The sequence below is a fragment of the Streptomyces sp. RLA131 genome, assembly GCF_056270125.1.
In genome coordinates, this window is the sequence record NZ_JBWDOQ010000002.1 from 1,037,496 (window position 1) to 1,062,124 (window position 24,629).

Below are 24,629 nucleotides of genomic sequence, written 5' to 3' on the forward strand. Positions count from 1 at the left end.
CGATATCCGGCCCTCCCTCGTCGGCATGAGCATATTCCGCGCCGCCGCAGACGTGCGGCACCTAATCTCCCTGGACGTCGCCGGGGAGCGGCACCCCGTCTCACCTGTCTCCAGCGGGTTCGTGGCCATCCAGCCGGGTGGGTTCAAGGAGCACATGACGATCGCCCTCGGTGCGCTGGGCTGGGGGCGACCCGTCGCCTTTTTGGAAGACACCTGTGGCCTGGCCGAATTCGCGGCCTCGGCAACCGAGTCAGAGTTTCTCCCAGCCGCCGACGGCGCCGCACAGCCCGTCGCGTTCGCCGTGCCAACGCTGTTCCGGTCCCGCCGGGCCGCCGCGATCGAACGACGTCTGGAACGATGTCTGCGCTACCGCGACGTCGCCCGGAAGAAGGCCGCACAGTCTCCGTGTCTCCAGGTCGTCCACGCGGTGGGGGTCGGCCCGTGGACGCTCGGCGCGGGCCCGCAGGCCCTGCGTTCCCTGGAATCGGTTCCGGACGTCGTCATGACCGACTGGACGCACAGCAACACGTTCACCCGGATACCGGGACACGAACGCTTCATCGCGCACATCCTCCAGTACCGCTACGGCGACTTCGACCGGAACATCGACCAGGTGGATGAAGCCCTGTGCCGTCTGAGCGCGGCCGGCCGGGATCAGGTGGGACTACTCGTCGAGGGGAACCCTGACACCTACGACGTCCTCGACGGACTGCCGCTGACCAGCCGGGAGGTCCGCGTCACTCCCGGCGTCCCCATCGGGCTCCTCGCCGCCTCTCGGACAGCACGGCACTTCCGGGAGGACCCGTTCGCCCGCTCCTTCGCATACCTCTCGGCACTGCACGGCCGCCACCACCTCCCTCCGGAGCAGTTCCTGGGAGAACTCACGAGTTACCTGTCCGCAGGGATCAGCTGTGTCCTGGTGGAGATGCACAAGGGTGACGTCGAACTCGCACAGCGGGCGATCGGCCTGTGCGGCAGGGAGAAGTCGGCGGTGCTGATGAGCAACCACTTCTCCAGCGAGGAGGAGACCCTCCTCTTACAGGGATCACCGCACGGTCTACAGGGCGCGTTCCCGGCCGACCGCGGCGGACTGTCCACTCTCCTGATCGCTGACGGAGGACTGCGATGAACCCCCGGCTGCCCGCCGTGCTCTTCGACGCGGCCGACACCCTCATCGAACTGACCCCGGCCTTCCCCGAACTGCTCTCCACCGCCTGGCTCGGCTCCGAGGGCGCACCCTCGGCCGAGGCGGTGCGCCAGGCACTGTGGGCCATCGGATCGGAAGGCGACTGGCCTGACGACGAGCCCGACGCCGACGCACGGCTGACCATGTGGACCGTTTTCTTCCGCGAGGCACTGCGCCGGGCGGGCGGAGCCGACTCCCCCGCCGCCGCGCACCGCGCCGCCCGGTACGCTCTCGACCCCGCGAACTACCGCCATTACCCCGACGTTCCGCTGTGCCTCGACCGGCTGCGCGCGGCAGGGCATCAAATCGCCCTGGTCTCCAACTTCGACCGGTGGCTGCGCGAGATCCTCGACACCCACCAGCTGACGGAACGGTTCGACACCGTAGTCATCAGCAGCGAAGTCGGCTGTGAGAAGCCCCGCCCTGAGATCTTCGCCCTCACCTGCGACCGGCTCGGACGCCCGCCGGAGCAGTGCGTGTTCGTGGGCGACTCTCGCGTCGTGGACATCGACGGAGCGGAAGGCGCGGGCATGCATCCCCTCCTCATCGACCGCTACAACCGCTTCCCGGACTTCACGGGACCGCGGGTCACCTCTCTCACCACGCTCCCGGACCTGGCAGCCCGTCTTCCCCTTGAGACTTCGCAGCCCTCGGCGCCTGGCGCGACGGAGAGCGTCCGATGACGACCGAACAGTCCTGCGGGGCCGTCGTGGACATTGCAGCGGTCGCCCGGCATGTGGCCGCCGAACACAGCCTCACACTCGGCGGACCGGCAGGCGACGGAGTGGACTTCGTGATCTACCGCGTCCGCCACGCCGAAGGCGGAGAGTCGGCACTGCGTATTCCCAGGCACCGCGTTTACGCTTCGCCATACGGAGACGTGGACAGCGCGGATCTGGTCCGCCAGGAGCACGAGATCGCCATGTGCCTCGGACCTCGCGGTCTGCCTGTGGCCGCACCGCTGGAACTGATCAGCGGGCCGGACGGCCTGGTCGTCTCGCTCGCCGCCTTCGTCGAGCACGATGACACCCCGCTCGACGGTCGGGAGGTGGGCCGGTTCCTCGCCGCTCTCCACGCCGTACCGCCGCCACAGCTGAAACTCGCCTACCAGGCTCCGGGTGACTTCACTGCCTTCTTCGTCCAGCGGCTGGCCGACCGGCACACGAACCTGCGCCGACTGGCCCCGGCCCTGCTACCGCTTCCCGGTCCTGACTGGGCCGCGTGCACGCTGGACGCGGCCCGGACACCACTGAGGTTGCTGCACCTCGACATCCGGCGCCAGAATCTGCTGAGCCGCCGAGGTCGGCTCACAGCTGTGGTCGACTGGTCGAACGCCCTGACCGGACCGCCGTTGATGGAGCTCGCCAGGGTCAGCGAATACGCGCTCCTCCCCGACAACGGGATCGATGCCACGGCGATCCGAGCCGGCTACGCGGAGGCGACGGAACTTCCGGACCTCGTGTCACCGGCGGCCCTGCTGTACCGCCTGGACACGGCCCTCATGCTCGCCCTGGTGTTCCATTGCGTGGCCCCGGACCCCGAGCGCGCGGACCGCCTCACCGCGCGTGCGGACCGCTTGCTCGCGCGACTCCAGGACCACGGCGGAGAGAGGAACCCCCGATGAACATCGTCGACCGTTACGGACTCACCGTCGCCGAGATCAGCACGGACGAAGCCTTGCATGGGGGCGGCGACTGGGGCGGGTTGGACATCGATCTGCTGCGGGTCTGCCGACCACGCCCGCAGGACCAGGCGCTTCTCGTCGAGGCCGGATTCGTGGTGAAGCCCAGTTGGGTCAACTGGGTCGCGCCACTGCGGGATTCCGAGGCGGACTACCTGGGCGCCCTGACGAAAAAACAACAACGCAATGTGCGCTGGGGGTTGGACTTCGTTGCCTCGGCCGGACTGCGGACGCGATTCCACCACCCCTTGGAGGAGAAACCGCTGGAGGAGTTCCTGCGTATCTACGAGGAGCAGGTCGCAACCATGCGCAACGGCCTCAACCTGGCCCGTGGCGAGCAGCGGTCCTTCCTCGACGAGGCAGACTCCCACCTCGGGGTCTTCGCCTATGACGGCAGCCGGATGGTGGGCGGATGCGTCGGCTGGCTTCGCCCGGACGCCTCACTGTTCCAACTCCGGTACATGGCCGCCGCACCGGACAGCCGGCGCGGCGCTCTGACCCGCGCCCTCTACATGGCAGCCTTCCGGGCGGGACGCGAGCTGGGCTGCACGCGCATGTCCCTGGGGAACGACCCCTCCCTGTACGGACACGTCACCGCCCCGGGTCTGTACCAGTTCAAGAAGCGGCTCGGCTTCACGCCGCTCCCCTCGCAGACCGTCGACCCCGGCGTGGGCACTGACGAGGCCGACCGGTTCGTCTCCCTGCGCGCCCTCACCCACCCGTCCCTGCTCCTCGCCTACGACGAGGACTACGCCCGGTGGGACGGCACCGAGACGGACCGGCCCCAAGGCCTCAAGCTGCATGTCCTCGCAACGCGTGACGACGTGGACACCTCCCTGTACCAGGCCGGTTTCCTCGCGAGCCTCGAGATGACCGTCGTATGCGCTGCGCGTCGGGCCGACACGGTGTGCAGCTGAGTGCAGGTGCAGGTGTCGAGTACCCCGGACGGGAGGCGGTCAGCCACGGCGGCGCTCCCGGGGATGGAACCCGTGGAGCCCGTCACCCCGGTACTCGCTGTGGAGACCATTCTGAGCGTGGTGGTGATCCGAGCCGGTCAGAGTCCCGACGGATGACTGGAAAGCCAGTAGGCATGCCGATCGCGCATCCGGTCCCGTTCCTAGGGCGTGGCCTGGTTCATGGCTGCCTGCCGGGCATCTCCCACCGCTCATCCGGTACCGGACCTCAGCAGGCGGGGTCCTGCCGCACGAAGGACAGTGGGCGGCAGCGGCGGTCCGCCGACAGGCGCACCTTGCTGGTCAACCCGCCGCGTGAGCGCCCCAGTTCGACAGCGCGGGGCCGGGCTTTGCGGCGTCGGCGCAGACGCCGTCGCTCCTCGTGGACGGCATCCGCCTGCATATCGCTATCTTGCCGAGTTCTGCAGCCTATAGAGAGATGGCATACAGCTTACTCTTATCCCTGTCCGAATCATAATCAAAATTATAGGCTCTGCCATTGGCTATCACCGGGACACTGTGGCCGGCAGGAGTTACCCATTTCCGATGCCCGCTCGCCGCATCCAAGGCATACAGATCGCCCTCGCGAGAAGCGGCAACGTAGACCACACCGTTGACTACTGCTGGGTAGGACATATAATCAAGAGAAAGAGCCCGTCAGGTCCAAATGTTGCGAGTGGCGACCAGTCGTGGACCGCGACTATTGATGGAGCGGCTTATGGGATTGCGGCAGATAATGGCGTGGTATAAAGATTGCGTGCATCCGGCGAGAAATAAGATAGTGACGAACAGTAGGATGAATACCCTTTTCGACAAAGGGGGAAAATATGTAGACATTCTAACTCTCCAAATCCTTCAGGATTATTGTTTACCAGGCCGCGAGGGTGTTCGTCGCAGCGTCTGTGTTGCCAGGGCGCCGAGGGGCTCTTAAAGTGATCAGATCGAGGAGTTCACGGTCTGCGAGCCGGTGCACAGCGCACGGCTGTATGTGACCGCACTGGGGGTGTACGACGCCACGATCAACGGCCGGCCGGTGTCGGGCGCCGTACTGGAACCGCCGGACACGGACTACGCCCGGCGGATCGTGTACGCGACCTACGACGTGACCGCGATCTCGCTCATAGGTCAGCACCACATCGGCACCTTCCCGCGCGTGCCGCAGCGCCACCGCCGCGCCGATGCCACGGCTGCCGCCGGTGACCAGGGCTACTTTGCCTTCGCTCCGGCGTCGACCACTGAGTAATTCCATGCCGAGGGGCCCGTCCCCAGCAGGTGAACGGGTGTGGGGAGCACACCCGTTCACCTGCTGGGAAAGGGGACGTCACGCCGTTGCGAGGGCCTCGGTCGGCATCAGCCGGGCCGCGCGGACGGAGGGATAGACGCCGGCCAGCACCCCGATGCCGATGGCGCCGCCGAAGCCGCCGCCCACGGCGAGCGGCGGCACGACGGCGGGCCATCCCTGCGAGGCGGCGTAGCCGATGGTGGCGAGGATCCCGATGACGGTGCCGGCCAGACCGCCCAAGGCGGAGAGCAGAACGGACTCGGTGAGGAACTGGCCGCGGATCTGGCCGCGGCTGGCGCCCAGCGCCCGCCGCAGACCGATTTCGCGGCGCCGTTCGAGCACGGAGACGACCATGGTGTTGGCCACCCCGACGCCGCCGACGAACAGGGCGACCCCCGCCAGGCCGAGGAAGAGTGAAGAGAACGTGTTCTGCATGTCCCGCTTGGCGGCCAGGGCGTCGGTGGGGCGGCTGACCTGGACCATGCCGGGCAGTCGCGGGTACAGCGTGGCCGGCAGCACGTCCCGTACGGACTCGATGGCGTCCTCGTGCGCCTTGACGTAGATGACCGTGGGGTGGCCGTCGAAGTTGAGCTGACTGCGGGCGGCATCCCACCCGACCAGCACCGAACGGTCGATGTCCGGGGAGAGCGGCGTCTTGGTAAGGATGCCGATCACGCTGAACCAGCGACTGCCGACGTAGATCTGCGGGACCTGTTCGTCCGGGGTCAGCCGGGGGACGCCGAGTCTGCTCGCCGCCACCGAACCCAGCACCGCCGTGGGGAAGCGTTCGGTCGACGCACTGAGAAACCGGCCGGACTGGACACTGCCGTTGATCGCCGGCAGCAGGTTCGACCGGGCGGCAAGGACGGACAGGCCCGAGTAGTCGCCCGGGTCCACGAGGTCGGAGCGGTGGACGGCGGCGTGGGTGTTGGCGACGGCGCTCGCCGTGGTGACCGGCCCGATGCGGGCGACCATGGCTGCGGCGTTCTCGGGCAGCAGGACGGGCGGTTTCTGGTTCGGGGGCGGCGTGACCTGGAGCATGTTGGTACCCAGCGCCGACAGTTGGTTCATCAGAGCCTTCTGACTCGATGCGGGAATGCCGGTCACGACGATCAGGGTGGCGATCCCGATCGAGATGCCGAGCGCCGACAGGGCAGCCCGCAGCTTTCTCGTACGGATGCCGAGCAGGCCCAGACCCAGCACGTCGAGCGGGGCCAGCCGCACCCGGGCAGGAGTGGATTCGGAGGCGCTCGTCGTGACAGGCGCGGAGACACCGGAGACATTGGTCATGTCGGCTGCCCGCTTCCGCCGGGGGCACCGATCAGTGCGGCGCCGGCGGCGGTGTCGGACAGGACGCGGCCGTCCCGGATCGTCACCTGGCGCGGCAGCCGGACGGCGAGGTCCCGGTCGTGCGTGATGATCACGATCGTGGTTCCCTCCTTGTTCAGTGCGGTGAGCAGGTCCAGGACGGCTGTGCCGTTCGCGGTGTCCAGGGCGCCGGTCGGTTCGTCGGCGAGCACCAGGGCGGGCCGGTTGACCAGGGCGCGGGCGATGGCGACGCGCTGCTTCTCACCGCCGGAGAGCTGGTGGGGCAGATGGGTGACGCGGTGGGCGAGCCCCACCCGGGCCAGCGCGGCGGATGCCAGCGGACGGCGCTGCCGGCGTGGCACTCCGGCGTACAGCAGCCCGGTGGCCACGTTCTCCCAGGCGCTCAGGCCGTCGGTGAGGTGGAACTGCTGGAAGACAAAGCCCAGTCGGCGTCCGCGCAGTACGGACAGCGCACGGTCGGAGAGCGACGTCACGTCCCGGCCGTCGATCTCGACGGTGCCGGCGGTCGGGCGGTCCAGGGTGCCCATGATGTTGAGCAGGGTGGACTTGCCGGACCCGGACGGGCCCACGATGGCCAGCAGCTCGCCCCGCACGATGGCCAGCGACACCCCGTCCAGGGCCCTGACGCCTCCCGGGTACTCCATCACGGCGTCCCGCACGCCGAGCACGAAGGGCGCGGCGTGCGCGGCGACCTGAGTGGTCATGACGCGGTCACCACCTTCAGGCCCGCGCCGACACCGGAGCCGCTGACCTCCACCAGCCCTTTGGCGAACATCCCGATCTTCACCGCCGCCAGGTGTCCGTCCGGAAGCTGCACCGCGTAGCCGCCCTCGCTGAGCGCGATCAGCGCGTCCACGGGCACGACGAGGACGCCCTTGCGGGTCTCGGAGGTGAACGAGACCTGGACGGGCGCGGACTGGAGGCCCAGCACGGATGACGCGTCGTCGAGCGTGACCGTCACCGTCTGCTGCGACGTTCCGCCGCCGTCGCCCGAACTGCCGTCGCCCGAGCTGTCGCTCTGAACGACGGTGCCGATGGATTTCACGGTGCCGTGCGCCGTCGAGTTGTCGGGCAGCGTCACCGTCACCTTGTCGCGCGGGCGGATCGAGCCGATGTCGGAGCTGTCGACCGGGACGGTGACCTGCTTGACCGTGGAGGTGACCGACAGCAGCGGCTCCGTGACCGGATCCCCGGGCTCGGCCGTGACAGAGCCGATCCGTACCTCACCGGACACCACCACCACGGCGCCGGGGACGAGCGTCCCGGTGCCGGGCAGCCCGGCATGGGTCTGCCATCGCTTGACAGCGGCGACGAGGGAGTACGTCAGTACGCCGTCGCCCTGCTCGACCCGGACCGGGGCGGGCCCCGACGGGGGCGCCGTCGGTTCCTCCGTCGGATCGGACAGCGACGGCTCGGACGAGGACGAGGACGAGGACGAGGAGGTCGGCAGGCTGCTGTCCACCCCGCCGTCCGGGCGCTCCGGCGTCCGCTGTGCGACGTAGGTACCTACGGCGGGCTGCGACCCGATGTCGTATCCGAGCGCCCGGAGGTTGCCCGCGACGACTTTGACGTCACGGCCGACCGTGCCGATGTCCTTCAGGGTTCGGAAGAGCGGCGTGTCCCCGTAGAAGAGGGGCACCGGCCGGTCGTCGACCCGGTAGATCTGGTGTCCGCGGGAGACGACGGCGCCGCCGGCGGGCAGCCAGGTGACCAGTCCGTCCCCACTGCCCTTGATCACACGTGTCCTGCCGTAGCCGAGCCTTCCCGGGAGCGTCCGGTCGTCGGACAGGTCGGTCCGCTTCACCACTGTCGTCGCCACCCGCGCCGCTGCGGCGGGCGGAGCCGGGTGCGATCTGTTCGCCCGCCATCCAACCGCGCCCACGGTGACTGCGGTGACTGCGGTGACGACCGCCACGGCGACGGCTACGAGGGCGATCGGGCGCCGTGCGACAGCGCGCGGAGCGGGATCGGCGAGATCGGTGTGCTCACTTGGCACTGAACGCCTCTCGTTCGCAGTCCGTCTCGGCCTTCTCGCTCTGGGGGGTGTCGGGCTTGATCGTGCCCATGTGGTCGTAGTCGTAGTTGTAGCCACTGCCGTCGGACAGCGCGGTGACGGCAAGTCCCTTGTGGTTGAGGCACTCGATCTCGGCCCGGAAGTCGTCCATGTAGTCCGGGTTCTTGCTCTGGTCCAACTCCGGCGGCTGGATGGGCTTCTTCGACTCGCAGGCCTTGTACGCCTTCGGGTACTTGTCCGGGCCGCCTTCCGGGAAGGACAGCTCGGCGTGCCCCTTGTTCCCGGAGGGCACACCCTGGTCCTTGAGGCAGTGCGTGTACGCCTGGGAGATGTGGTCCTTCTCCTGTTCGGTCATGTCCAGGCGGAGTTGTACGCCCGTGTCCGAGCCGTCCGGCGACCCGCCCGCGGGCGTTGCCGCACCGCTCTCGCCGCTCGCGGACGGGGTACCGATCGAAGCGACCTGATCGTTGTGCCCTGCTGTCGCCCCGCCACCCGAGCCACCACAGCCGGCCAGGGCCACGGCGGCACACGCGGCCGCTCCGGCGATCGTGGCCCGAGCTACCCACCGGCGGTCGCTCACCGCATGCTGAATGGAATTCGTCATGGCGGACACGGTCACGAAACTGTATGAGGAAGTTGTCAGGCCAACATCAGATTTCTGTTCGGCGCTCTGGTGGCCCCTTATAGTTCGGCTATGTGCGCTCATCTCCTGGTCGCCGAGGACGACCCCAAGCAGGCCGAGGCGATCCGCCGCTATCTGGAGCACGAAGGGCACACCGCGGTCGTCGTCCACGACGGCCGCGCGGCCATCGACGAGACCAGGCGGCTCTGCCCCGACCTGCTCGTCCTCGACGTGATGATGCCCGTCGTGGACGGCCTGGACGTGTGCCGGGTCCTGCGCGCGGAGAACGCCGACCTCGCCGTACTGATGCTGACCGCCCGCTCCGGCGAGGAGGATCTGCTGCTCGGTCTGGACCTGGGCGCCGACGACTACATGACCAAGCCCTACAGCCCCCGCGAGCTGATGGCCCGGATCCGTACGCTGCTCCGCAGAAGCCGGCGCTCCGCCGACGAGCGCGAGAGCGTCCTCAGCGTCGGCGCTGTCGTCGTGGACACCGAGCGGCGCACTGTACGGGCCGACGGGCGGGCGGTCGAGTGCACGCCAGGAGAGTTCGCCATGCTCGCGGCGATGGCAGAGCGTCCGGACCGGGTCTTCACCCGCGCCCAGCTGCTCATCTACACCCATGGATTCGACCGCTACATCACGGAGAGATCGGTGGATGTCCATGTGATGAACCTTCGCAAGAAGATCGAACCCGACCCGCGGCGTCCCCACCGCCTGGTGACCGTGTTCGGCGTCGGCTACAAACTCACCGACGGCTCCGGCGAAGCGGGCGGTCCAGACGATGCGCGCTGACGTCTCGCTGCATCGCAGCCTGCTGATGAAACTCCTGGTCGCGTCCGTCGTGATCGCCGTCTGCTCGGTCGCGGCCACCGCCTGGCTCGCCTCGCGCACCACCGCAACGGCCCTCCGCCACGAACAGGGGCAAGTCCTCTCCGACGACACCGACATCTACAACACCCTCGTCGGATACGCCGCCACGCACCGCGGCTGGAACGGCGTCGAGCAGACCGTGCGGGACCTGGGCAAGCGCACCGGCCGCAGGATCACCCTGACGACCCAGGACCGCTCCACCACTCTCGCCCGTTCAGGTCCGGCCGCCGCGCTACCCCGCCGGGAGTCGGCCGTGATCGACCCGCTCCACGTCGACACGTCGCCGGCCACCACCGCGACAGCGGGCACTGGCACGAGTACCGCCACAAGCACCGCCCGCATCGACCCGCGAGCTGTCGGCCCCTACCGGCTGACCGTCGGCGAACGCCGCGTCCTGGACCACCAGGCGGACAAGAGCTTGTACTGCCTGGACGTAAACAGATTCACCGCGCACATCGCCGAGCGGCCCGACGGCCACCCCTACCTCGCCATCAGCGGATCCGCCATGCTCGTCGAGAAGGCATCCCAGGGATGCTCGATCCGCCGGCTCGACCAGCCCACCCCAACCGAGCACAATGCCCTGCAGAAGTTGCGCGCACTGGCGGCGGACTGCCTCACCCGCCACGGCCAGGGCCACGCCCTCATCGGTCCGGACTTCGTCGTCCTGTCCGGATCAGCGTCCGCGCAATCGTGCGTCGACGCCGCCCGGCAAGAGCAGCTTGCCCCGTACGTCGCCCCTGCGGCCCTGCTGTTCGTCGACAATCCCTCGACCGCGGGCCCAGGCACCGCCTTCGCCGTGTCGCCGGCCGGCACCGCTCGTATCGCCGGGGTCGCGGGCCTCGTACTCGCGCTCACCGTGGCGGTCACCGTGCTGGTCGGCCGCCGCTTGGTCAGGCCGCTGCGGGCACTGACAGCCGCCGCTCAGCGCACCGCGGGCACCCACATACGCGTCCCCGTCACCACACGCGACGAGATCGGCCACCTCACCGCGGCCTTCAACGACCTGACCGAACGCCGCGAACGCATCGAGGAACAGCGCAAGTCGATGGTCAGCGACATCGCCCACGAACTGCGCACCCCGCTCAGCACCATCCGCGTCTGGCTGGAGGCCGTCCAGGACGGCATCGCCGAACCCGACCGCGCCCTGACCTCCTCCCTGCTGGAGGAGGCGCGTCAGCTCCAGCACATCATCGACGACCTGAGGGACCTCGCCGCGGCCGACGCCGGGACCCTGCGGCTACACCCCGAGCCTGTCTATGTCCGTGACCTCCTCGGCCAGGTCGCGTCCTCGCACCGCGCCCCGGCGGACGCCTCGGGCGTCCGCCTGGGCGTGCGCGCAGTCAGGGATCCGGTGCTCGAAGCGGACCCCGTACGGCTGCGGCAGGCCGTCACGAACCTGGTGTCCAACGCAATACGGCACACCCCGCCAGGGGGAACGGTCACTCTCACTGCCTCTCAGACCGCAGACGAGGTAGTGATCGAAGTCTCCGACACAGGCACGGGCATCTCCTCCGAGGACCTCCCCAACGTCTTCGACCGCTTCTGGCGGGCCGAGAAATCCCGCAGCCGCCGAACCGGCGGCACCGGCCTCGGGCTCGCCATCGTCCGCCAACTCGCACAAGCCCACCACGGCACGGCCGAGGCCCGCAGCACCCCCGGCGCCGGAGCGGCCTTCACCCTCCGGCTCCCCGCGCCGAGCCGCGATCACCCGGGCTCGCCGCCCTGATGTCCGCCGAGGCCGACACCGTCTGCGGCGCCGAATAAAGGCCTGGTACAGGACGGCGTAGACGCGCGTGCTCTTGCGGTCGATGAGCAGGCCCAAGGAGTACAGCGCCGCAACGAGTGGCCCTTGCAGCAGGGGCGTGAGCAGATATCCCAGCAGCAGGCAGACCGGCCGGATTACGTAAAGCTGACGGACGACTCCTCAGCTCACTCGGGCGGCCTCATACGAAAGGCTGGGCCGGGGACGCTCTCGATGTCCTTCGCTTGCACCGGGTGGCCCCGTTCGCAGCGAATCCGGACGTCGACGTGCGCGCCGCACTCGCGGTGTCGCGCCAGTACCGCCGGCCCTTCGGGGTCGGCGCGGTAACGGTCACCCCACTGCAGCAGCCCCATCACGGCCGGCACCAGATCCATGCCCTTAGAGGTGATCACATACTTCGGCCGACTCCGCGAACCGGGCTCCTTGTACGTCTCTGTCGCCAGGATCCCTTCCTCCACCAGCATCCGCAGCCGCGCGGCGAGGAGGTTGCGAGGACAGCCGAGGACGCGTTCGAAGTCACCGAACCGGGACGAGCCGTACCAGACCTCGCGCAGGATCAGGATCGTCCACTTCTCGCCCACGATCTCAAGAGTCCGCGCGATCGAGCAGTTGGACGTGTCCCGGTCGAGTCGGTGGTCCATGCCGGTGTCTTGAAGAACTTCGGTCCACGCATCCATGCGAGCAATTCTAACCGAGTTTGAGTTTACTTTTAAATACTCAGCCATTGGTGCCGCGATCGGCCACTCGGCCTGGCCGGATACGAGAAACGTCAAGGCCTCCCGCGGGTCCGTCATCGGACCGATCCGCCGGACCGACCCGAGCACAGGGCTGGAACCCGCGACCCGCCCTGATGGCGTTGAGTCACTGGGGCAAGGCGCACACCCTCGACGCCGAGGATCCCGCAATGGACGTCCGCCGCGCCGGCCGCGGCGCTCCGGTCCGCGACGTCGCCCAGATTGCCCGGCGGAGCACACGCCCCTCACCGAGACGAGGAAGTCACGGCCCACCCGGGGTCGGGTACCCACCTCGGGTCGTAAGCCATGCAGACGGGTGATCATCGGGCTCAGAAGCAGGACGACGAAGGGTCCCCACCCGGCCGACCACGCCCACACGGTGACTGCCCCGTCCATGGCCGTCCGCCACCCATAACCTGAGGAATCATCCATGCACAACGCCCTGTGGAACCCGATCGCCGCCGGGGAGATCACCCTGCCGCACCGACTGGCCATGGCCCCCCTGACACGGAGCCGGTCCACACCGGACGGCGTGCCGACCGACCCGGTGACCCCCGGCATCTACACCGACGAGCACATCGCAGGCTGGCGCAAGATCACCGACGCCGTACACGAGGCCGACGGACGCATCGTCATCCAACTCATGCACGCCGGCCGCATCTCCCACCCCGACAACACCCCCCACCGGCAGCCGGTCGCCCCCTCCGCGATCAAGCCGGCCGGCCTCACCTTCACCACCTCAGGGCCCCAGGAGATACCGGTACCGCGCGAACTCTCCACCGAGGAGGTCGCCGCCACGGTCGACGACTTCCGCCGCGCCGCCGCGGCCGCCATCGCGGCCGGCGCCGACGGCGTCGAGATCCACGGCGCCAACGGCTACCTCGTGCACCAGTTCCTCTTCCCCGCCGCCAACCAGCGCACCGACCAGTACGGCGGCTCCCTCGACAACCGCATCCGCTTCGCTGTCGAGATCGCCACCGCCGTGGCCGACGAGATCGGCGCCGGCCGCACCGGCATCCGGCTCTCCCCCGGCAACCCCTTCCGGATCAACGACCTCGTGGAGAACGACCCCCACGAGCTCTACCCGCACCTCCTGCGCGCCCTCGCCTCCCTCGACCTCGCCTACCTGCACATCGGCCACGGCGGCGACGTCCACGCCGCCTGAGCAGAGCACCCCGCGCCCGAGGGAAACGTCTCCCCCGGGCGCCCAGGCATGGCTGCGACACACCAGCCTCACAATCGACGAGTCCCCAAGGGGCAGCGGGCCGCCGCCGAGTGGAATATCGATGTACTCCCCGTTGTCCCGGCTGCCCCCACGGACCGAGGGCCCTGCCTGCGGAGTCACACCCGAGGGGCGGGTACCTGGAAGAGCATGCAGCTGCTGGTGGCGTGGGCGAGGAGACGATCCTTCGCGTCGACCAACTGGGCCTGGGCGAGTGCGGTTTGGCGGCCCTTGCTGACGACCGTGCCGATGGCGCGCACCGGGCCCGTGTCCACGGTGATCGGTCGCAGGAACTTCACCGTCAGGTCGAGCGAGGTGTACGCCATGCCCTGCGGGAGGGTGGACTGGACGGCGCAGCCCGCCGCCGAGTCGAGCAGGGTGGCGAAGATGCCGCCGTGCACGCTGCCGATCGGGTTGTAGTGCTCCTCGCCCGGCGTCAGCGAGAAGACCGCTCTGCCGGGCCCCACCTCGTCCAGGGCGAAGTCGACGGTGCAGCTGATCGGCGCCCTCGGCAGCCGCCCCGCCTGTACCTCGCGCAGAAAGTCGATGCCGGCCATACGCCCGGCGGCCTCCGCCGAGATCGCGGGATCTTTCCACTGATACGTACGCGTTCGCCCCACGGTCCAGCGCCCTTCCATCTGACTGTCAGCTGACTTTTTAAAGTGAAGCTAGACTTCTGTTCACCTGGCTGTCAATGGCGAAGGCAGCCCCTTACGATGGCGGGATGGAGTGGCTTGAGGCGAGCACGCAGAACTGCCCCGTCCAGCGCACGCTCGACGTGATCGGGGAGAAATGGACGCTGCTGATCCTGCGTGACGCCGTCAACGGCGTCCGCCGCTTCGACGACTTCCACCGCCACATCGGCCTGTCGGAGGCCGTCCTCAGCGACCGCCTCCGCAAGCTGACCGTGGCCGGCATCCTCAAGACCGTCCCCTACCAGGAGCCCGGCACCCGCTCCCGCAACGAGTACCGCCTGACCCGCAAGGGCTGGGACCTGTGGCCCGTCCTGATGGCGCTGACCCAGTGGGGCGAGGCCTACACCCTCGGCTCCGAGAGTCCTGTACTGGACGTCCGCCACACCGACTGCGACGCCCCGGTCCGCGTCGTCGTCCAGTGCTCCGCGGAGCACTCCACCCTCACACCCCGTGAAGTCACCGCCCGGCTGGGGAAAGGCGCCCGCCTCCTGTCGTGAGCCATCGACCTCGCGGTCGCGAGCCAGACTGCGGTGAGACATCAGCCGCGTGCCGTGTACTCCGCTCCGCCACCCGTTGCCCTCAGGGCATGATCCGCTTCGGCGCGCCGACGAACCGATGGGCGCTCCGGTCGCAGGGTCGAGCGGCTTTGCCGTCCCCGCCGTACTGTCTTCGCGTTCCCGTGCGAAGGCCGCGCTGAGCGCACTCATCACTTCGTTCATGGTGAGGGGCTTGCCGCACCCTTCACACACGGTGCCACTCAGGCCCACCTCGCGACCGCATGCTGTGTGGATCCGCTGGACGGCGACCTCGCCCTCGGACTCTTCGCACCGGCTCTCGCCCCGTGTACGGACACGTCGGCAGTTGATCGACATCATGCGGTGACGGACCGGGACAGGTGCCCCGTGGCGGGGTGTGCACGCGCGGTACGGGCCGTGGCTCGGGTCTACGACTGTGGAGAAGGGAAGTCCAACACGAACCCACTCCTACCGCCGGACCGCCGTTGCGAGGCTATCGGGTTGCGCCCCAGGGTGCCGGTAGTGCCGATGGTGCGCGGGCGGTGGGGCATGCCGGGGCACGGTTACCGGCGAGACCGCTGCGGTGTCGCTACAGCCGCCCCATCACGGCCGGGACCAGATCCATGCCCCTGGGCGCGATCACGTACTTCGGGCCGACTCCGCGAGCCCGGTTCCTTGTAGGTCTCGGTGGCCAGGATCCCTTCCTCCACGAGCATCCGGAGCCGCGCCGCGAGAAGGTTGCGAGGACAGCCGCGGACACGTTCGAAGTCGCTGAAGCGGGACGAGTCGTACCAGACCTCGCGCGGCATCAGGATCGTCCACTTCTCACCCAGGATCTCAAGGGTCCGGGCGATCGAGCAGTTCGACATGTCCCGGTCGAGGCGGGGGTCCATGCCGGCGTCCTGAAGAGCTTCGGTCCTCGCATCCATGGGGGTGATCCCAACCCGCCTGAGTTTACTTTTCTATACTCAGTCGGTAGCGTCGTGACCAGCGCATCGAACCGGCCGCACGCGGGAAACGGGCGCGCAGGCGACCTGCGCGAAGAAGCACATCGACCACCGGAACACCCAGAGAAAGGCGGCCGGCATGAAGGCATTCGTCGTCGAGAAGTACGGCAAGGACGGCGCACGCGCCGCAGTAGTACCCGAGCCCACGGTCGGAGACCGCGACGTCCTGGTCAGAGTGAGCGCCGCCAGTATCAACCCGCTGGACAAAATGGTCCGCAACGGGGAGTTCAAGCAACTCCTGAAGTACAAGCTTCCGTTCGTGCTCGGCCACGACGTGGCCGGAGTCGTGACGCGGGTCGGCTCCGCCGTACACGGCCTCAAAGTCGGCGACGAGGTCTACGCCCGTCCGCGCGACCTGCGGATCGGAGGCTTCGCGGAGTTCATCGCGATCGACATGGACGACGTCGCGTCCAAGCCGGCCTCACTCACCCTCCAAGAGGCAGCCGCAGTGCCGCTGGTGGCCCTGGCCGCCTGGCAGGTTCTCGTCGACCGTGCCCATGTGAAGCCGGGGCAGAAGGTGCTCATCCACGCCGGTGCCGGTGGCCTCGGCTCGACAGTCATCCAGCTCGCCAAGCACCTCGGCGCCACCGTGGCGACGACCACGAACACCGACACCGAGAAGCTGGTCAGGAGCCTCGGCGCCGACGTCGTCGTCGACTACACCAAGGAAGACTTCTCGAAGGTACTGTCCGGCTACGACCTGGTGCTGGACTCGCTGGGCGGAGCGAACCTCGAGAAGTCGCTGACCGTACTGAAGCCCGGCGGCCTGGCCATCAGTGTCGTCGGGCCGCCGGACGCCGGCTTCGCCAAGCAACTCGGCGCCCCATCCTTCCTGGGCCTGGTAATGAACACGCTCAGCCGCAAGATCCGCAAGCAGGCCAAAGCACTGGGCGTGCGCTACCAGTTCTTCTTCATGGAGGCCAACGGCTCCCAGCTGCGGAAACTCGGCGCCCTCTACGACAGCGGGAAGCTCCGCCCTGTCATCGACAGCACCTTCCCGTTCGACCAGACGCTTGAGGCGATGGCGCACGTCGAGCAGGGCCGCACCAAGGCCGGCAAGGTCGTGGTCTCGATGGTGCCCGACAACGACTGAGACCGTGCCGGCGACAGACCCGCTGTCCGGCACGGTCACCGGAAGGGCAACGATGCCGTCGGCGGTCCAATGGCGACCACGATCGCGCAAGGCCGCCGCTGTCGGCGTCTCGGTGCCGAGCCGCACGTCAGATGGCTCGCGACACAGCGCGCCACGCGGCTGTACGCCGACCCGAGCCGTGGTCAAGCCCCCGTACCCGTCGCGTGTCGGGATTGATCACGGCGGACGGACCGCCACGCCTGCGTGAGCCCGCCAGGCAGAGAGACGAGGACGTCCCGGGTCTGGCGAGACACGGTCGATGGCGACGACCATGCCTGTCGTCAGGGCGTTGAGCGCCTTGGGCCGGTTCAGCAGGATGCGGCCGACGCCCCGGTGGACGTTGGCGAGAATCCCGCCCGCAGCGGTGTCAGTCATGGGTCAGCACCTCGTACTCCACGCGGACCTGGCTGTGTGATCAGCCCACTGCTCATGAACGTTGCTCTGCACGGACTGGAGCAGGCCGCAGGGTGTCAATACACGGTGCGGGCCGCTTACGCACCGGTCGCGCAGAGCCAGCTTTCCTGAACACGATGCCCATGGAATTCCCTTGCGCAGAAAGGGTGGTGGCCCGGTGATGAGGCCCCCGTAGGGCTGTGGCCGTCCATCGTCGGGGATGTCGCCCGCCATCTCGCCGCGGTCGCCTTCGACGTGGACACCGGTGTCTTGTAGGCGCGTCCCGCCTTCTCTGAACTAGCCATCACGGCTGGATCGCACGCATGAGAACCCTGCGCGGATCGACACGCGTGGCTCGTCGTTCAATCGGAGGTCTCGGCCGAGTCGGCCGGCTCGGAGTCGTCGGCCGGCGCGGACCGCTCGATGTCGTCGTTGGCTGCGGCCCAGCTGGCCAGCAGGTTCAGGGCGTCCTGGGAGGGTGAGGCGGGCTCGGCGGTGTAGGTGAGGAGGACCTGGCTGGGGCCGTCGCCGAGGGGGAAGGTCTCGAAGGGCAGGTCGAGGTCGCCGACGACCGGGTGGTGGAGGAGCTTCACGCCGGTGGTGTGCATCCGGACGTTGTGGGCAGCCCAGCGGTGGCGGAATTCCTCGCTGCGGGTGGACAGCTCGCCTATCAGGTCCGTCAGCCGCCGGTCGTAGAGATCGCGGCCGGCCTCGGCGCGCAGCATGGCGACCGTGTCGCCTGCGACCTGGTCCCAGTGGCGGAAGAACTCGGTCGCATGCGGATCGAGGAACACGAACCGGGCGTTGTTGGGCGGCCGGACCGGGTCGGCGTAGACCGGCGAGAACAGGGCGCGGCCGAGGTGGTTCGCGGCCAGGATGTCCCCGCGTCCGCTGAGGACGAACGCGGGTGTGCCGGCCATCGAGTCGAGGACGCGCTGCACCGAGGGCCGCACGCGCTGCTGGGCCGGCCGGCGGCGTGGTGGACGGGTCGTGCCGGCGCCGCGCAGGAGATCGAGCAGGTGGATTCGCTCGGCCTCGTCGAGCTGCAGAGCTTGCGCGATGCCTTCGATGACGCCTTCGGAGACGCCGGTGGCGTTGCCGCGCTCCAGCCGGGTGTAGTACTCGCTGGAGATGCCCGCGAGTAGGGCTACCTCCTCGCGGCGCAGCCCGGTGACTCGTCGGCGCTCTCCGCCGTAGAGGGGCAGTCCGGCCTGCTCGGGGGTGACCCTGGCCCGTCGCGTGCCCAGGAATTCCCGGATCTCCGCTCGGAAATCATCACGGAGGTCGCGATTGCTGCCGTAAGGGTCGTTTCTGCCTGCCATGGGCTCCACTCTACGAGCGCTTCCCGCCGGGTTGGGGGTCCCTGTCAGTGACCCCCTCATCAGGGACTCCCACACTCCCGTGACAACCGGTTCTGTTGGTGGTGCACCGCCCACGGCAGTGCCGAACGGCGCGAATACGGCGGCGCGCTTGTGCCCCCGGACTCCAGCCCCTCTCCAGCCCCTCTCCAGCCCCTCTCCAGCCCCTCTCCGGTCCCGTCGACGCTGCACGCATCACCACCGCACACACCGGGTGCCGGATCACGGCATCTGAAAGGAAACCCCTCATGAGCAAGGTCATTGTCGTCACCGGTGCCGGGCGCGGCCTGGGCACCGACATCGCCCGCGAGGCCCTCGCCGCCGGCCACCAGGTCGTCGCCACCGGCCGCCGCCCCGAAGAGGTCGAGAAGACGCTGGGCGGGCCGCGGGACAACCTGCTGGTCACCAAGCTGGACGTCACCAGCGTCGAAGACGCCGAGGCCGCCGCGCGGGCCGCCGTCGACCGCTTCGGCCGCATCGACGTCCTGGTCAACAACGCCGGGAACCTCTTCACCGGCTACTTCGAGGAGATCTCGCCCGCGCAGATGCGTCAGCAGTTCGAGACCAACCTCTTCGGCCCGATGAACGTCACCCGCGCCGCCCTGCCGATCATGCGAGCACAGCGCGCCGGTCACATCATCACCATCACCTCGACCGCCGGACTGGTCGGCATGGAGTTCACCTCCGCCTACGCCGCCTCCAAGTTCGCAGAAGAGGGCTGGATGGAGTCCCTGCGCTACGACGTCGAGCCCTACAACATCCACACCACCGTCGTGGAGCCCGGCTACTTCCGCACCGAACTCCTCGTGGAGGGCTCCACCACCTGGCCCGAGCTGTCCATCGACGACTACGCCCCGCGCACCGCCCCGAGGATCGAGGGCATGAAGAGCATGAACGGCCGGCAGCCCGGCGACCCCGCCAAGCTCGCCCGCGCCCTGCTCACCATCGCCGGCCAGGACAAGCCGCTGCTGCGCTTCGTCGCCGGTGCGGACGCCATCGAGGCCGCCGAGGCCAAGGCGAAGGAACTCCTCGCCCAGGCCGAGGCCTCCCGCGAGCTGGGCGGCGCCCTGGCCTACGACGACGCCCACGCCTGAGCAGCACATCCCGCGCCCGAGGCAGAGGCGGAGGACCGTTGCCGGGCGCAATCTTCGAAAGCATGGAGAGGCAACATGCCACTCAAAGGTGAGTACGAGCCGAGCAAGGCGCAGTTTGTACGTGACCAGGTGGAGCTGTACGAAAGCTCCGGCGGTACGGCAGGAACGACGCTGAGTGTTCTGGTCGCACGGCAAGAGGACGAGAGGCTACGGGACCTGCCCGTCGTCATCCTGGCCACCCTGGGCGCGAAGAGCGGCAAGATCCGCAAGACCCCGGTCATGCGGGTGGAACACGACGGCTCCTACGCCGTGGTCGCCTCCATGGCGGGTGCCCCCACGCATCCTGTCTGGTACCACAACGCGGTGGCCGACCCCCGGGTGGAGCTGCAGGACGGCCCGGTGCGCCAGGACATGCTGGCACGCGAGGTGACCGGGGACGAGAAGGCCATGTGGTGGGCCCGAGCCGTCGAGGCGTTCCCCGACTACGCGGAGTACCAGAAAAGGACAGACCGTGAGATCCCGGTCCTCGTTCTGGAGCCGGCTGCCCAGCAGCACTGACGCGGCACAGCCAATTCAGGCCACCGATTTCCGCCGCTTGTCCCTGGCAACCACAACGCCGGCCCTCGGCTGACAGCGGCCGGCTCGAAATCCCCCGGCATACGGCCACTGCGCGCCCGGCTGCCGGGACGAACTCCAGGCCTGACGGCCACTACAACAAGGAGTACCTGATGAAGCACGTAACACTGGGCGGGCTCGATGTCTCCCGCATCGGCCTGGGAGCCATGACCATGGCCGGCACGTACACCACGGGCGGGGGGCTCGATGACGCCGAGGCGATCCGCACCATCCACCGGGCGCTGGACCTCGGGGTCACCCACATCGACACCGCCGAGATCTACGGCCCCTTCCACAGCGAGGAAATCGTCGGCAAGGCCATCAAGCGCCGACGCGAGGACGTCGTCGTGGCGACCAAGTTCGGTCTCGTCTCCCACGCCGACGGCGGCCCCGGCGTCATCGACAGCAGCGCCGGCAACGTGAAGGCCGCGGTCGAAGGCTCGCTCAAGCGGCTCGGCACCGACCACATCGACCTCTACTACCAGCACCGCGTCGACCCGAACACGCCCATCGAGGAGACCATCGGCACGCTGGCCGAACTGGTCGCCGAAGGCAAGGTGCGCCACATCGGACTCTCGGAGGCCGCCCCCGAGACGATCCGCCGGGCGCACGCCGTGCATCCGGTGGCCGCGCTGCAGACCGAATACTCCCTGTGGACCCGCGACGTCGAGGCCGAGATCCTCCCGCTGCTGCGCGAGCTCGGCATCGGGTTCGTTCCCTACTCGCCGCTCGGCCACGGCCTGCTGACCGGGCAGATCCGCACCGTCGAGGACTTCACCGACGACGACTGGCGCAAGACCAATCCGCGGTTCACCGGCGAGAACTTCCAGCGCAACCTGCGCATCGTCGACGAAGTACAGGCGATCGGCGCCGAGATCGGCGCCACCCCGGCACAGACAGCGCTGGCGTGGATTCTCACCCGCGGCGACGACATCGCCCCCATCCCCGGAACCCGGCGGGTCTCACGCGTCGAAGAAAACACCGCCGCCGACGCCATCGAACTCACTCCCGCTCAGCTCGACCGCCTGAACAACCTCACGCCCGCCGCGGGCGAACGTCACGACGAAGCCAACATGGCCAGCATCGACCGCTGACCGCTTACGCCGGGGCGCCCGCCTCAGTCCGCGCTCCTGGACTTCGCGAAGGACTGACGCCCCGGCGAAGTTGCTGACCCGTCGCACCCGACCGACCCGCGTCCAGTCACGCATTTCACCGATCACTGAAAAGGTTCCTCATCATGTCCAAGGTTCTCCTTGTCGTAGGCCACCCCGACCTGTCCCAGTCGAAGGCCAACGCGGCGCTCGTGGACGCTGCCCGCGATCTGGCCCATGTCACCGTGCACGACCTCTACGCCACCTACCCCGACTTCCAGATCGACGTCCACGCCGAGCAGGCGCTGCTGGCCGAGCACGACGTGATCGTCTTCCAGCACCCGGTGTTCTGGTACAACACCACGCCTCTGTTCAAGCAGTGGCAGGACAAGGTGTTCACCCTTGGCTGGGCCTTCACCATGGACGGCTCTGCCTCGCAGCTGGCCGGCAAGAAGGCGATCGTCGCGGTCACCGCCGGCGTCCCCGCCGAGCACTACACCCCCGAAGGCGCGAACAAAACCACCCTGGAGACCCTCCTCAGCAACTGGCACGCGACCCTGCGGCTGTGCCAGTTCGACATCCAGCCGATGGTCAAGGTGTACGGCACCGCCTTCGGCCTCTCCGACCAGGGCCTGACCACCGCCGCCAAGCAGTACAACGAACTGCTCGCCTCCTTCGCCGCCTGACCGCGCTCTCACCACAGCGGCCGCTCTCGTCGATCGCGACGCAGTGGTGATGGGTCCCATCAGTCTCCGGCCGTTCGTCGCCCGATCGGCGTCGAGCGGCCGGAGACCTGGCCGCGCAACCGCAGGGTTCGCGACAGGTCGAGGACCTGGTGCGCGTCCCCTCGGCCTGCTGGGGCGGGCACTGGTGTGCTGGCGCTCGGCGACTTGGAGGGCTGTCTCGACAAGCTGTTCGGCAGTACGCGGCTGGCACCGGCACCCCGGCGTCCAGCCGGGTGTGGCCGGGGCCAGGCTGTAGGTGGAGCCGCGTGCCACCAGGGTGAGGTGTTCCACAGCGGCGCGGCGCAACCGCGAAGACAACGTCGATCCGCTGTCATGCGGCGAAGGTCGGCACCCCCGCGCCACACCAGGAACATCCGCCTGCCGGTCGGACCGCAGGTCTCCCGACGCTCACGCCGAGATGGCCCGGCCGCCGCCGTCGGCATCCTCCGCGCAGGCTGTGGCCAGGTCGTCCAGCGACAGGTCCAGGGCGTGGGCCAGGGCCGCCACGGTGAAGAAGGCCGGGGTCGGGGCCCGGCCGGTCTCGATCTTGCGGAGTGTCTCGGCGGACACCCCGGCCGCCGCTGCCACGTCCACCATGCTGCGGTCACCGCGGGCCTCGCGGAGCAGGGCCCCGAACCGCTCGCCACGTTGCCGCTCTTGCGGGCTCAAAGGAACTCTCACCATGCCCGTGATACTAATACCGGTATAAGTATTGGGTAGCATCGCACCGCGGGGAGTCACGACACATGGTGGAGATCAAGAGCGACACGGCGCTGGAGATGATGCGTGAAGCCGGACGCGTCGTGGCCCAGGCCCTCGCAGCCGCCCGCCGATCGGCAGCCGTGGGGATCCGTCTGCGCGAGCTCGACGAAGCAGCCCGCACCGTCCTGGCCAAGGCTGGGGCGCGCTCTCCGTTCCTGGGCTACCAGCCCTCCTTCGCCCCCACCCCCTTCCCGGCGGTGATCTGCGCCTCCGTCAACGACGCCGTCGTGCACGGCATCCCCGACGACTACCGCCTGCACGACGGCGACCTGGTCAGCCTCGACTGCGGAGCCGAACTGGACGGCTGGACCGGCGACGCCGCGATCAGCTTCACCGTCGGCACCCCCCACCCAGCCGACCTGGAACTCATCGCCGCCACCCAGCAGGCACTGGACGCCGGAATCGCCGCCGCCACCGTCGGCCACCGCATCGGAGACATCGCCCACGCCATCAGCGCCATCGCCCGCGAGGCCGCCTGCGGCATGCCGGCCGACTTCGGCGGCCACGGCATCGGACGCCGGATGCACGAAGACCCCCACGTCCCCAACCACGGACGACCCGGCCGCGGTTTCCCCCTGCGCCACGGCCTCACCCTCGCCATCGAACCCATGCTCATGGCCGGAGGGCGCAACGACTACCGCACCGACCCCGACGGATGGACCCTGCGCACGATCGACGGCAGCCGCGCCGCCCACATCGAACACACCATCGCCATAACCCAGGACGGCCCCCGCATCCTCACCCTGCCCTGACCTCGAACCCGCTTCCCGGCGTCCATGGTGCGCCGTTGGCCGCAGCGGGCGGTTGCACCTCGCACCCGAAAGCGCCGGCCGCCGGGGGCGCAGTGCCCCCGTCCGCCCGGGCCGGCCCGGACCTGTCACGGGCCGCCGCCGAGGTCGGTGGGCGGAGGCCCACCGACCTCCACGACGAACCGCCAGATCGTGATCAGCGCAATGACCCGGGCGAACAGATCGGCGGCCCGGAGGGAGAAGCAGCACATCTGGTACATGGACAGGAGCAGGCCCGACCAGCTTCGCCAGTGGCGTCGTTCACGCGGAAGGCGTCGAGGCCCAGCGCCCTGCCGGCGAGGGTGGGGGGAGAAGCATCATCGCGGCGTACAGGGCCGGATCGCTCCGCGGTTCGCCTGCCGCCCGGTTGCCCAGGGTGCGGCCCCAGGGGCAGGGCGTACGCGGCCGCGATCGGCAGGGCCTTGGCCGGGCCGCGACGGCCGGGGAGCTGACGCCGGAGGGCGCCGAGCAGGAATCCGGCGCCGACGCCGACGCGGGGAAGAGCCAGGCGAGCGCGCACATCACAGCCGTCAGCGCCACGGTCCACGTTCGCGACCGGTCCCCCTCATCGCAGGTGCGGGGCACTACATGACGGGGACCCGCACACCGAACTGTCGGCCACACCACCGCACTTACCTGGACCGGCCACTCACGACACGCCCGGGCCGGCCCGGGCGGCAGACCTCCACCGAAACGGACGTAGCCGGGAAAGCCCGCGAAATCACCCGTTCCGCCCTGCGCGGACCAAGTCAGGCCCATACCCCTAATCGCCCGAGAATTAAACAGAGTTGAGGCA

24 protein-coding genes and 4 pseudogenes are annotated in these 24,629 nt (G+C 68.9%); 15 read left to right on the plus strand and 13 right to left on the minus strand.

Annotated elements, in window-relative coordinates; all coding sequences use genetic code 11:
* Positions 1-25 precede the first annotated feature (25 nt).
* From RWE79_RS05590 to RWE79_RS05610, 5 genes and pseudogenes are all read left to right on the plus strand, one after another.
* Positions 26-1,129, plus strand: a complete 1,104-nt coding sequence (locus RWE79_RS05590; protein WP_475938892.1) for an SAM-dependent methyltransferase — start codon at positions 26-28, stop codon at positions 1,127-1,129.
* Positions 1,126-1,869, plus strand: coding sequence for an HAD family hydrolase (locus tag RWE79_RS05595; RefSeq protein ID WP_475938893.1), 744 nt, complete (start codon positions 1,126-1,128; stop codon positions 1,867-1,869). The genes RWE79_RS05590 and RWE79_RS05595 overlap by 4 nt, the downstream gene beginning before the upstream one ends.
* The gene (locus RWE79_RS05600; protein WP_475938894.1) at positions 1,866-2,810 is read left to right on the plus strand and encodes a phosphotransferase family protein; all 945 of its coding nucleotides are present in this window, start codon (positions 1,866-1,868) and stop codon (positions 2,808-2,810) included. The genes RWE79_RS05595 and RWE79_RS05600 overlap by 4 nt, the downstream gene beginning before the upstream one ends.
* Positions 2,807-3,784: a GNAT family N-acetyltransferase gene (locus RWE79_RS05605; protein WP_475938895.1), complete on the plus strand. Its 978-nt coding sequence runs from the start codon at positions 2,807-2,809 to the stop codon at positions 3,782-3,784. Before RWE79_RS05600 ends, RWE79_RS05605 begins: the two co-directional genes overlap by 4 nt.
* A 1,039-nt stretch (positions 3,785-4,823) precedes the next feature.
* A pseudogene (locus tag RWE79_RS05610) lies at positions 4,824-4,880 on the plus strand (hypothetical protein); the annotation flags it as partial.
* 57 nt (positions 4,881-4,937) lie between these two features.
* Here the strand turns inward: RWE79_RS05610 and RWE79_RS05615 are convergent.
* The 5 genes and pseudogenes from RWE79_RS05615 to RWE79_RS05635 form a co-directional block, all read right to left on the minus strand.
* A pseudogene (locus RWE79_RS05615) lies at positions 4,938-5,069 on the minus strand (SDR family NAD(P)-dependent oxidoreductase); the annotation flags it as partial.
* A 72-nt stretch (positions 5,070-5,141) separates the two neighbouring features.
* A complete protein-coding gene (locus RWE79_RS05620) occupies positions 5,142-6,392 on the minus strand; it encodes an ABC transporter permease (protein WP_475938896.1) in 1,251 nt (416 codons plus the stop codon).
* Positions 6,389-7,135 carry an ABC transporter ATP-binding protein gene (locus tag RWE79_RS05625; RefSeq protein WP_475938897.1) on the minus strand — a complete coding sequence of 249 codons (747 nt, stop codon included), beginning with the start codon at positions 7,133-7,135 and terminating at the stop codon, positions 6,389-6,391. The genes RWE79_RS05620 and RWE79_RS05625 overlap by 4 nt, the downstream gene beginning before the upstream one ends.
* Positions 7,132-8,238 carry an efflux RND transporter periplasmic adaptor subunit gene (locus RWE79_RS05630; RefSeq protein ID WP_475938898.1) on the minus strand — a complete coding sequence of 369 codons (1,107 nt, stop codon included), beginning with the start codon at positions 8,236-8,238 and terminating at the stop codon, positions 7,132-7,134. The genes RWE79_RS05625 and RWE79_RS05630 overlap by 4 nt, the downstream gene beginning before the upstream one ends.
* 178 nt (positions 8,239-8,416) lie before the next feature.
* Entirely contained in the window at positions 8,417-9,049 is a 633-nt protein-coding gene (locus RWE79_RS05635; RefSeq protein WP_475938899.1) for a hypothetical protein, read from the minus strand.
* A gap of 90 nt (positions 9,050-9,139) precedes the next feature.
* On the opposite strand from RWE79_RS05635, the gene RWE79_RS05640 reads away from it, so the two are divergent.
* Together RWE79_RS05640 and RWE79_RS05645 are read left to right on the plus strand one after the other, a co-directional pair.
* Positions 9,140-9,862: a response regulator transcription factor gene (locus tag RWE79_RS05640; protein ID WP_475938900.1), complete on the plus strand. Its 723-nt coding sequence runs from the start codon at positions 9,140-9,142 to the stop codon at positions 9,860-9,862.
* Positions 9,852-11,666 carry a HAMP domain-containing sensor histidine kinase gene (locus tag RWE79_RS05645; RefSeq protein ID WP_475938901.1) on the plus strand — a complete coding sequence of 605 codons (1,815 nt, stop codon included), beginning with the start codon at positions 9,852-9,854 and terminating at the stop codon, positions 11,664-11,666. The genes RWE79_RS05640 and RWE79_RS05645 overlap by 11 nt, the downstream gene beginning before the upstream one ends.
* A gap of 203 nt (positions 11,667-11,869) precedes the next feature.
* Here RWE79_RS05645 and RWE79_RS05650 read toward each other — a convergent pair whose 3' ends face one another.
* Positions 11,870-12,496: a winged helix-turn-helix transcriptional regulator gene (locus RWE79_RS05650; protein ID WP_475938902.1), complete on the minus strand. Its 627-nt coding sequence runs from the start codon at positions 12,494-12,496 to the stop codon at positions 11,870-11,872.
* 370 nt (positions 12,497-12,866) lie between these two features.
* Here RWE79_RS05650 and RWE79_RS05655 point away from each other — a divergent pair, with 370 nt between their 5' ends.
* Positions 12,867-13,601: an oxidoreductase gene (locus RWE79_RS05655; RefSeq protein ID WP_475938903.1), complete on the plus strand. Its 735-nt coding sequence runs from the start codon at positions 12,867-12,869 to the stop codon at positions 13,599-13,601.
* Between the two features lie 176 nt (positions 13,602-13,777).
* Here the strand turns inward: RWE79_RS05655 and RWE79_RS05660 are convergent, their stop codons facing one another.
* A complete protein-coding gene (locus RWE79_RS05660) occupies positions 13,778-14,278 on the minus strand; it encodes a PaaI family thioesterase (RefSeq protein ID WP_475938904.1) in 501 nt (166 codons plus the stop codon).
* 104 nt (positions 14,279-14,382) lie between these two features.
* Here RWE79_RS05660 and RWE79_RS05665 point away from each other — a divergent pair, with 104 nt between their 5' ends.
* Positions 14,383-14,850, plus strand: coding sequence for a winged helix-turn-helix transcriptional regulator (locus RWE79_RS05665; RefSeq protein ID WP_475938905.1), 468 nt, complete (start codon positions 14,383-14,385; stop codon positions 14,848-14,850).
* Positions 14,851-15,431: 581 nt separating this feature from the next.
* Here the strand turns inward: RWE79_RS05665 and RWE79_RS05670 are convergent.
* Positions 15,432-15,797 (minus strand): winged helix-turn-helix transcriptional regulator, encoded by a 366-nt coding sequence (locus RWE79_RS05670; protein ID WP_475938906.1) that lies wholly within the window; start codon positions 15,795-15,797, stop codon positions 15,432-15,434.
* A gap of 157 nt (positions 15,798-15,954) precedes the next feature.
* On the opposite strand from RWE79_RS05670, the gene RWE79_RS05675 reads away from it, so the two are divergent.
* A complete protein-coding gene (locus RWE79_RS05675) occupies positions 15,955-16,968 on the plus strand; it encodes an NADP-dependent oxidoreductase (protein ID WP_475938907.1) in 1,014 nt (337 codons plus the stop codon).
* 216 nt (positions 16,969-17,184) lie between these two features.
* On the opposite strand, the gene RWE79_RS05680 is transcribed toward RWE79_RS05675, so the two are convergent.
* Positions 17,185-17,382 (minus strand): hypothetical protein, encoded by a 198-nt coding sequence (locus RWE79_RS05680; protein ID WP_475938908.1) that lies wholly within the window; start codon positions 17,380-17,382, stop codon positions 17,185-17,187.
* Positions 17,383-17,762: 380 nt separating this feature from the next.
* The gene (locus RWE79_RS05685; protein ID WP_475938909.1) at positions 17,763-18,722 is read right to left on the minus strand and encodes a helix-turn-helix domain-containing protein; all 960 of its coding nucleotides are present in this window, start codon (positions 18,720-18,722) and stop codon (positions 17,763-17,765) included.
* A gap of 284 nt (positions 18,723-19,006) precedes the next feature.
* Between RWE79_RS05685 and RWE79_RS05690 the strand changes: the two genes are divergently transcribed.
* From RWE79_RS05690 to RWE79_RS05705, 4 genes are all read left to right on the plus strand, one after another.
* Positions 19,007-19,852, plus strand: coding sequence for an SDR family oxidoreductase (locus RWE79_RS05690; protein WP_475938910.1), 846 nt, complete (start codon positions 19,007-19,009; stop codon positions 19,850-19,852).
* A 75-nt stretch (positions 19,853-19,927) separates the two neighbouring features.
* Positions 19,928-20,410 (plus strand): nitroreductase family deazaflavin-dependent oxidoreductase, encoded by a 483-nt coding sequence (locus RWE79_RS05695; protein WP_475938911.1) that lies wholly within the window; start codon positions 19,928-19,930, stop codon positions 20,408-20,410.
* Between the two features lie 170 nt (positions 20,411-20,580).
* On the plus strand, positions 20,581-21,561 hold the full coding sequence (locus RWE79_RS05700) for an aldo/keto reductase (protein ID WP_475938912.1): 981 nt from the start codon (positions 20,581-20,583) through the stop codon (positions 21,559-21,561).
* A gap of 143 nt (positions 21,562-21,704) precedes the next feature.
* Positions 21,705-22,244, plus strand: a complete 540-nt coding sequence (locus RWE79_RS05705) for an NAD(P)H-dependent oxidoreductase (protein WP_475938913.1) — start codon at positions 21,705-21,707, stop codon at positions 22,242-22,244.
* A 447-nt stretch (positions 22,245-22,691) separates the two neighbouring features.
* On the opposite strand, the gene RWE79_RS05710 is transcribed toward RWE79_RS05705, so the two are convergent.
* On the minus strand, positions 22,692-22,967 hold the full coding sequence (locus RWE79_RS05710) for a helix-turn-helix domain-containing protein (protein ID WP_475938914.1): 276 nt from the start codon (positions 22,965-22,967) through the stop codon (positions 22,692-22,694).
* A 62-nt stretch (positions 22,968-23,029) separates the two neighbouring features.
* Between RWE79_RS05710 and map the strand changes: the two genes are divergently transcribed.
* On the plus strand, positions 23,030-23,797 hold the full coding sequence (gene map, locus RWE79_RS05715; protein WP_475938915.1) for a type I methionyl aminopeptidase: 768 nt from the start codon (positions 23,030-23,032) through the stop codon (positions 23,795-23,797).
* A gap of 125 nt (positions 23,798-23,922) precedes the next feature.
* Here map and RWE79_RS05720 read toward each other — a convergent pair.
* Together RWE79_RS05720 and RWE79_RS05725 are read right to left on the minus strand one after the other, a co-directional pair.
* Positions 23,923-24,087: pseudogene (locus RWE79_RS05720) on the minus strand (DUF6185 family protein); the annotation flags it as partial.
* A 140-nt stretch (positions 24,088-24,227) separates the two neighbouring features.
* Positions 24,228-24,380, minus strand: a pseudogene (locus RWE79_RS05725) (DUF6185 family protein); the annotation flags it as partial.
* Positions 24,381-24,629: the final 249 nt, after the last annotated feature.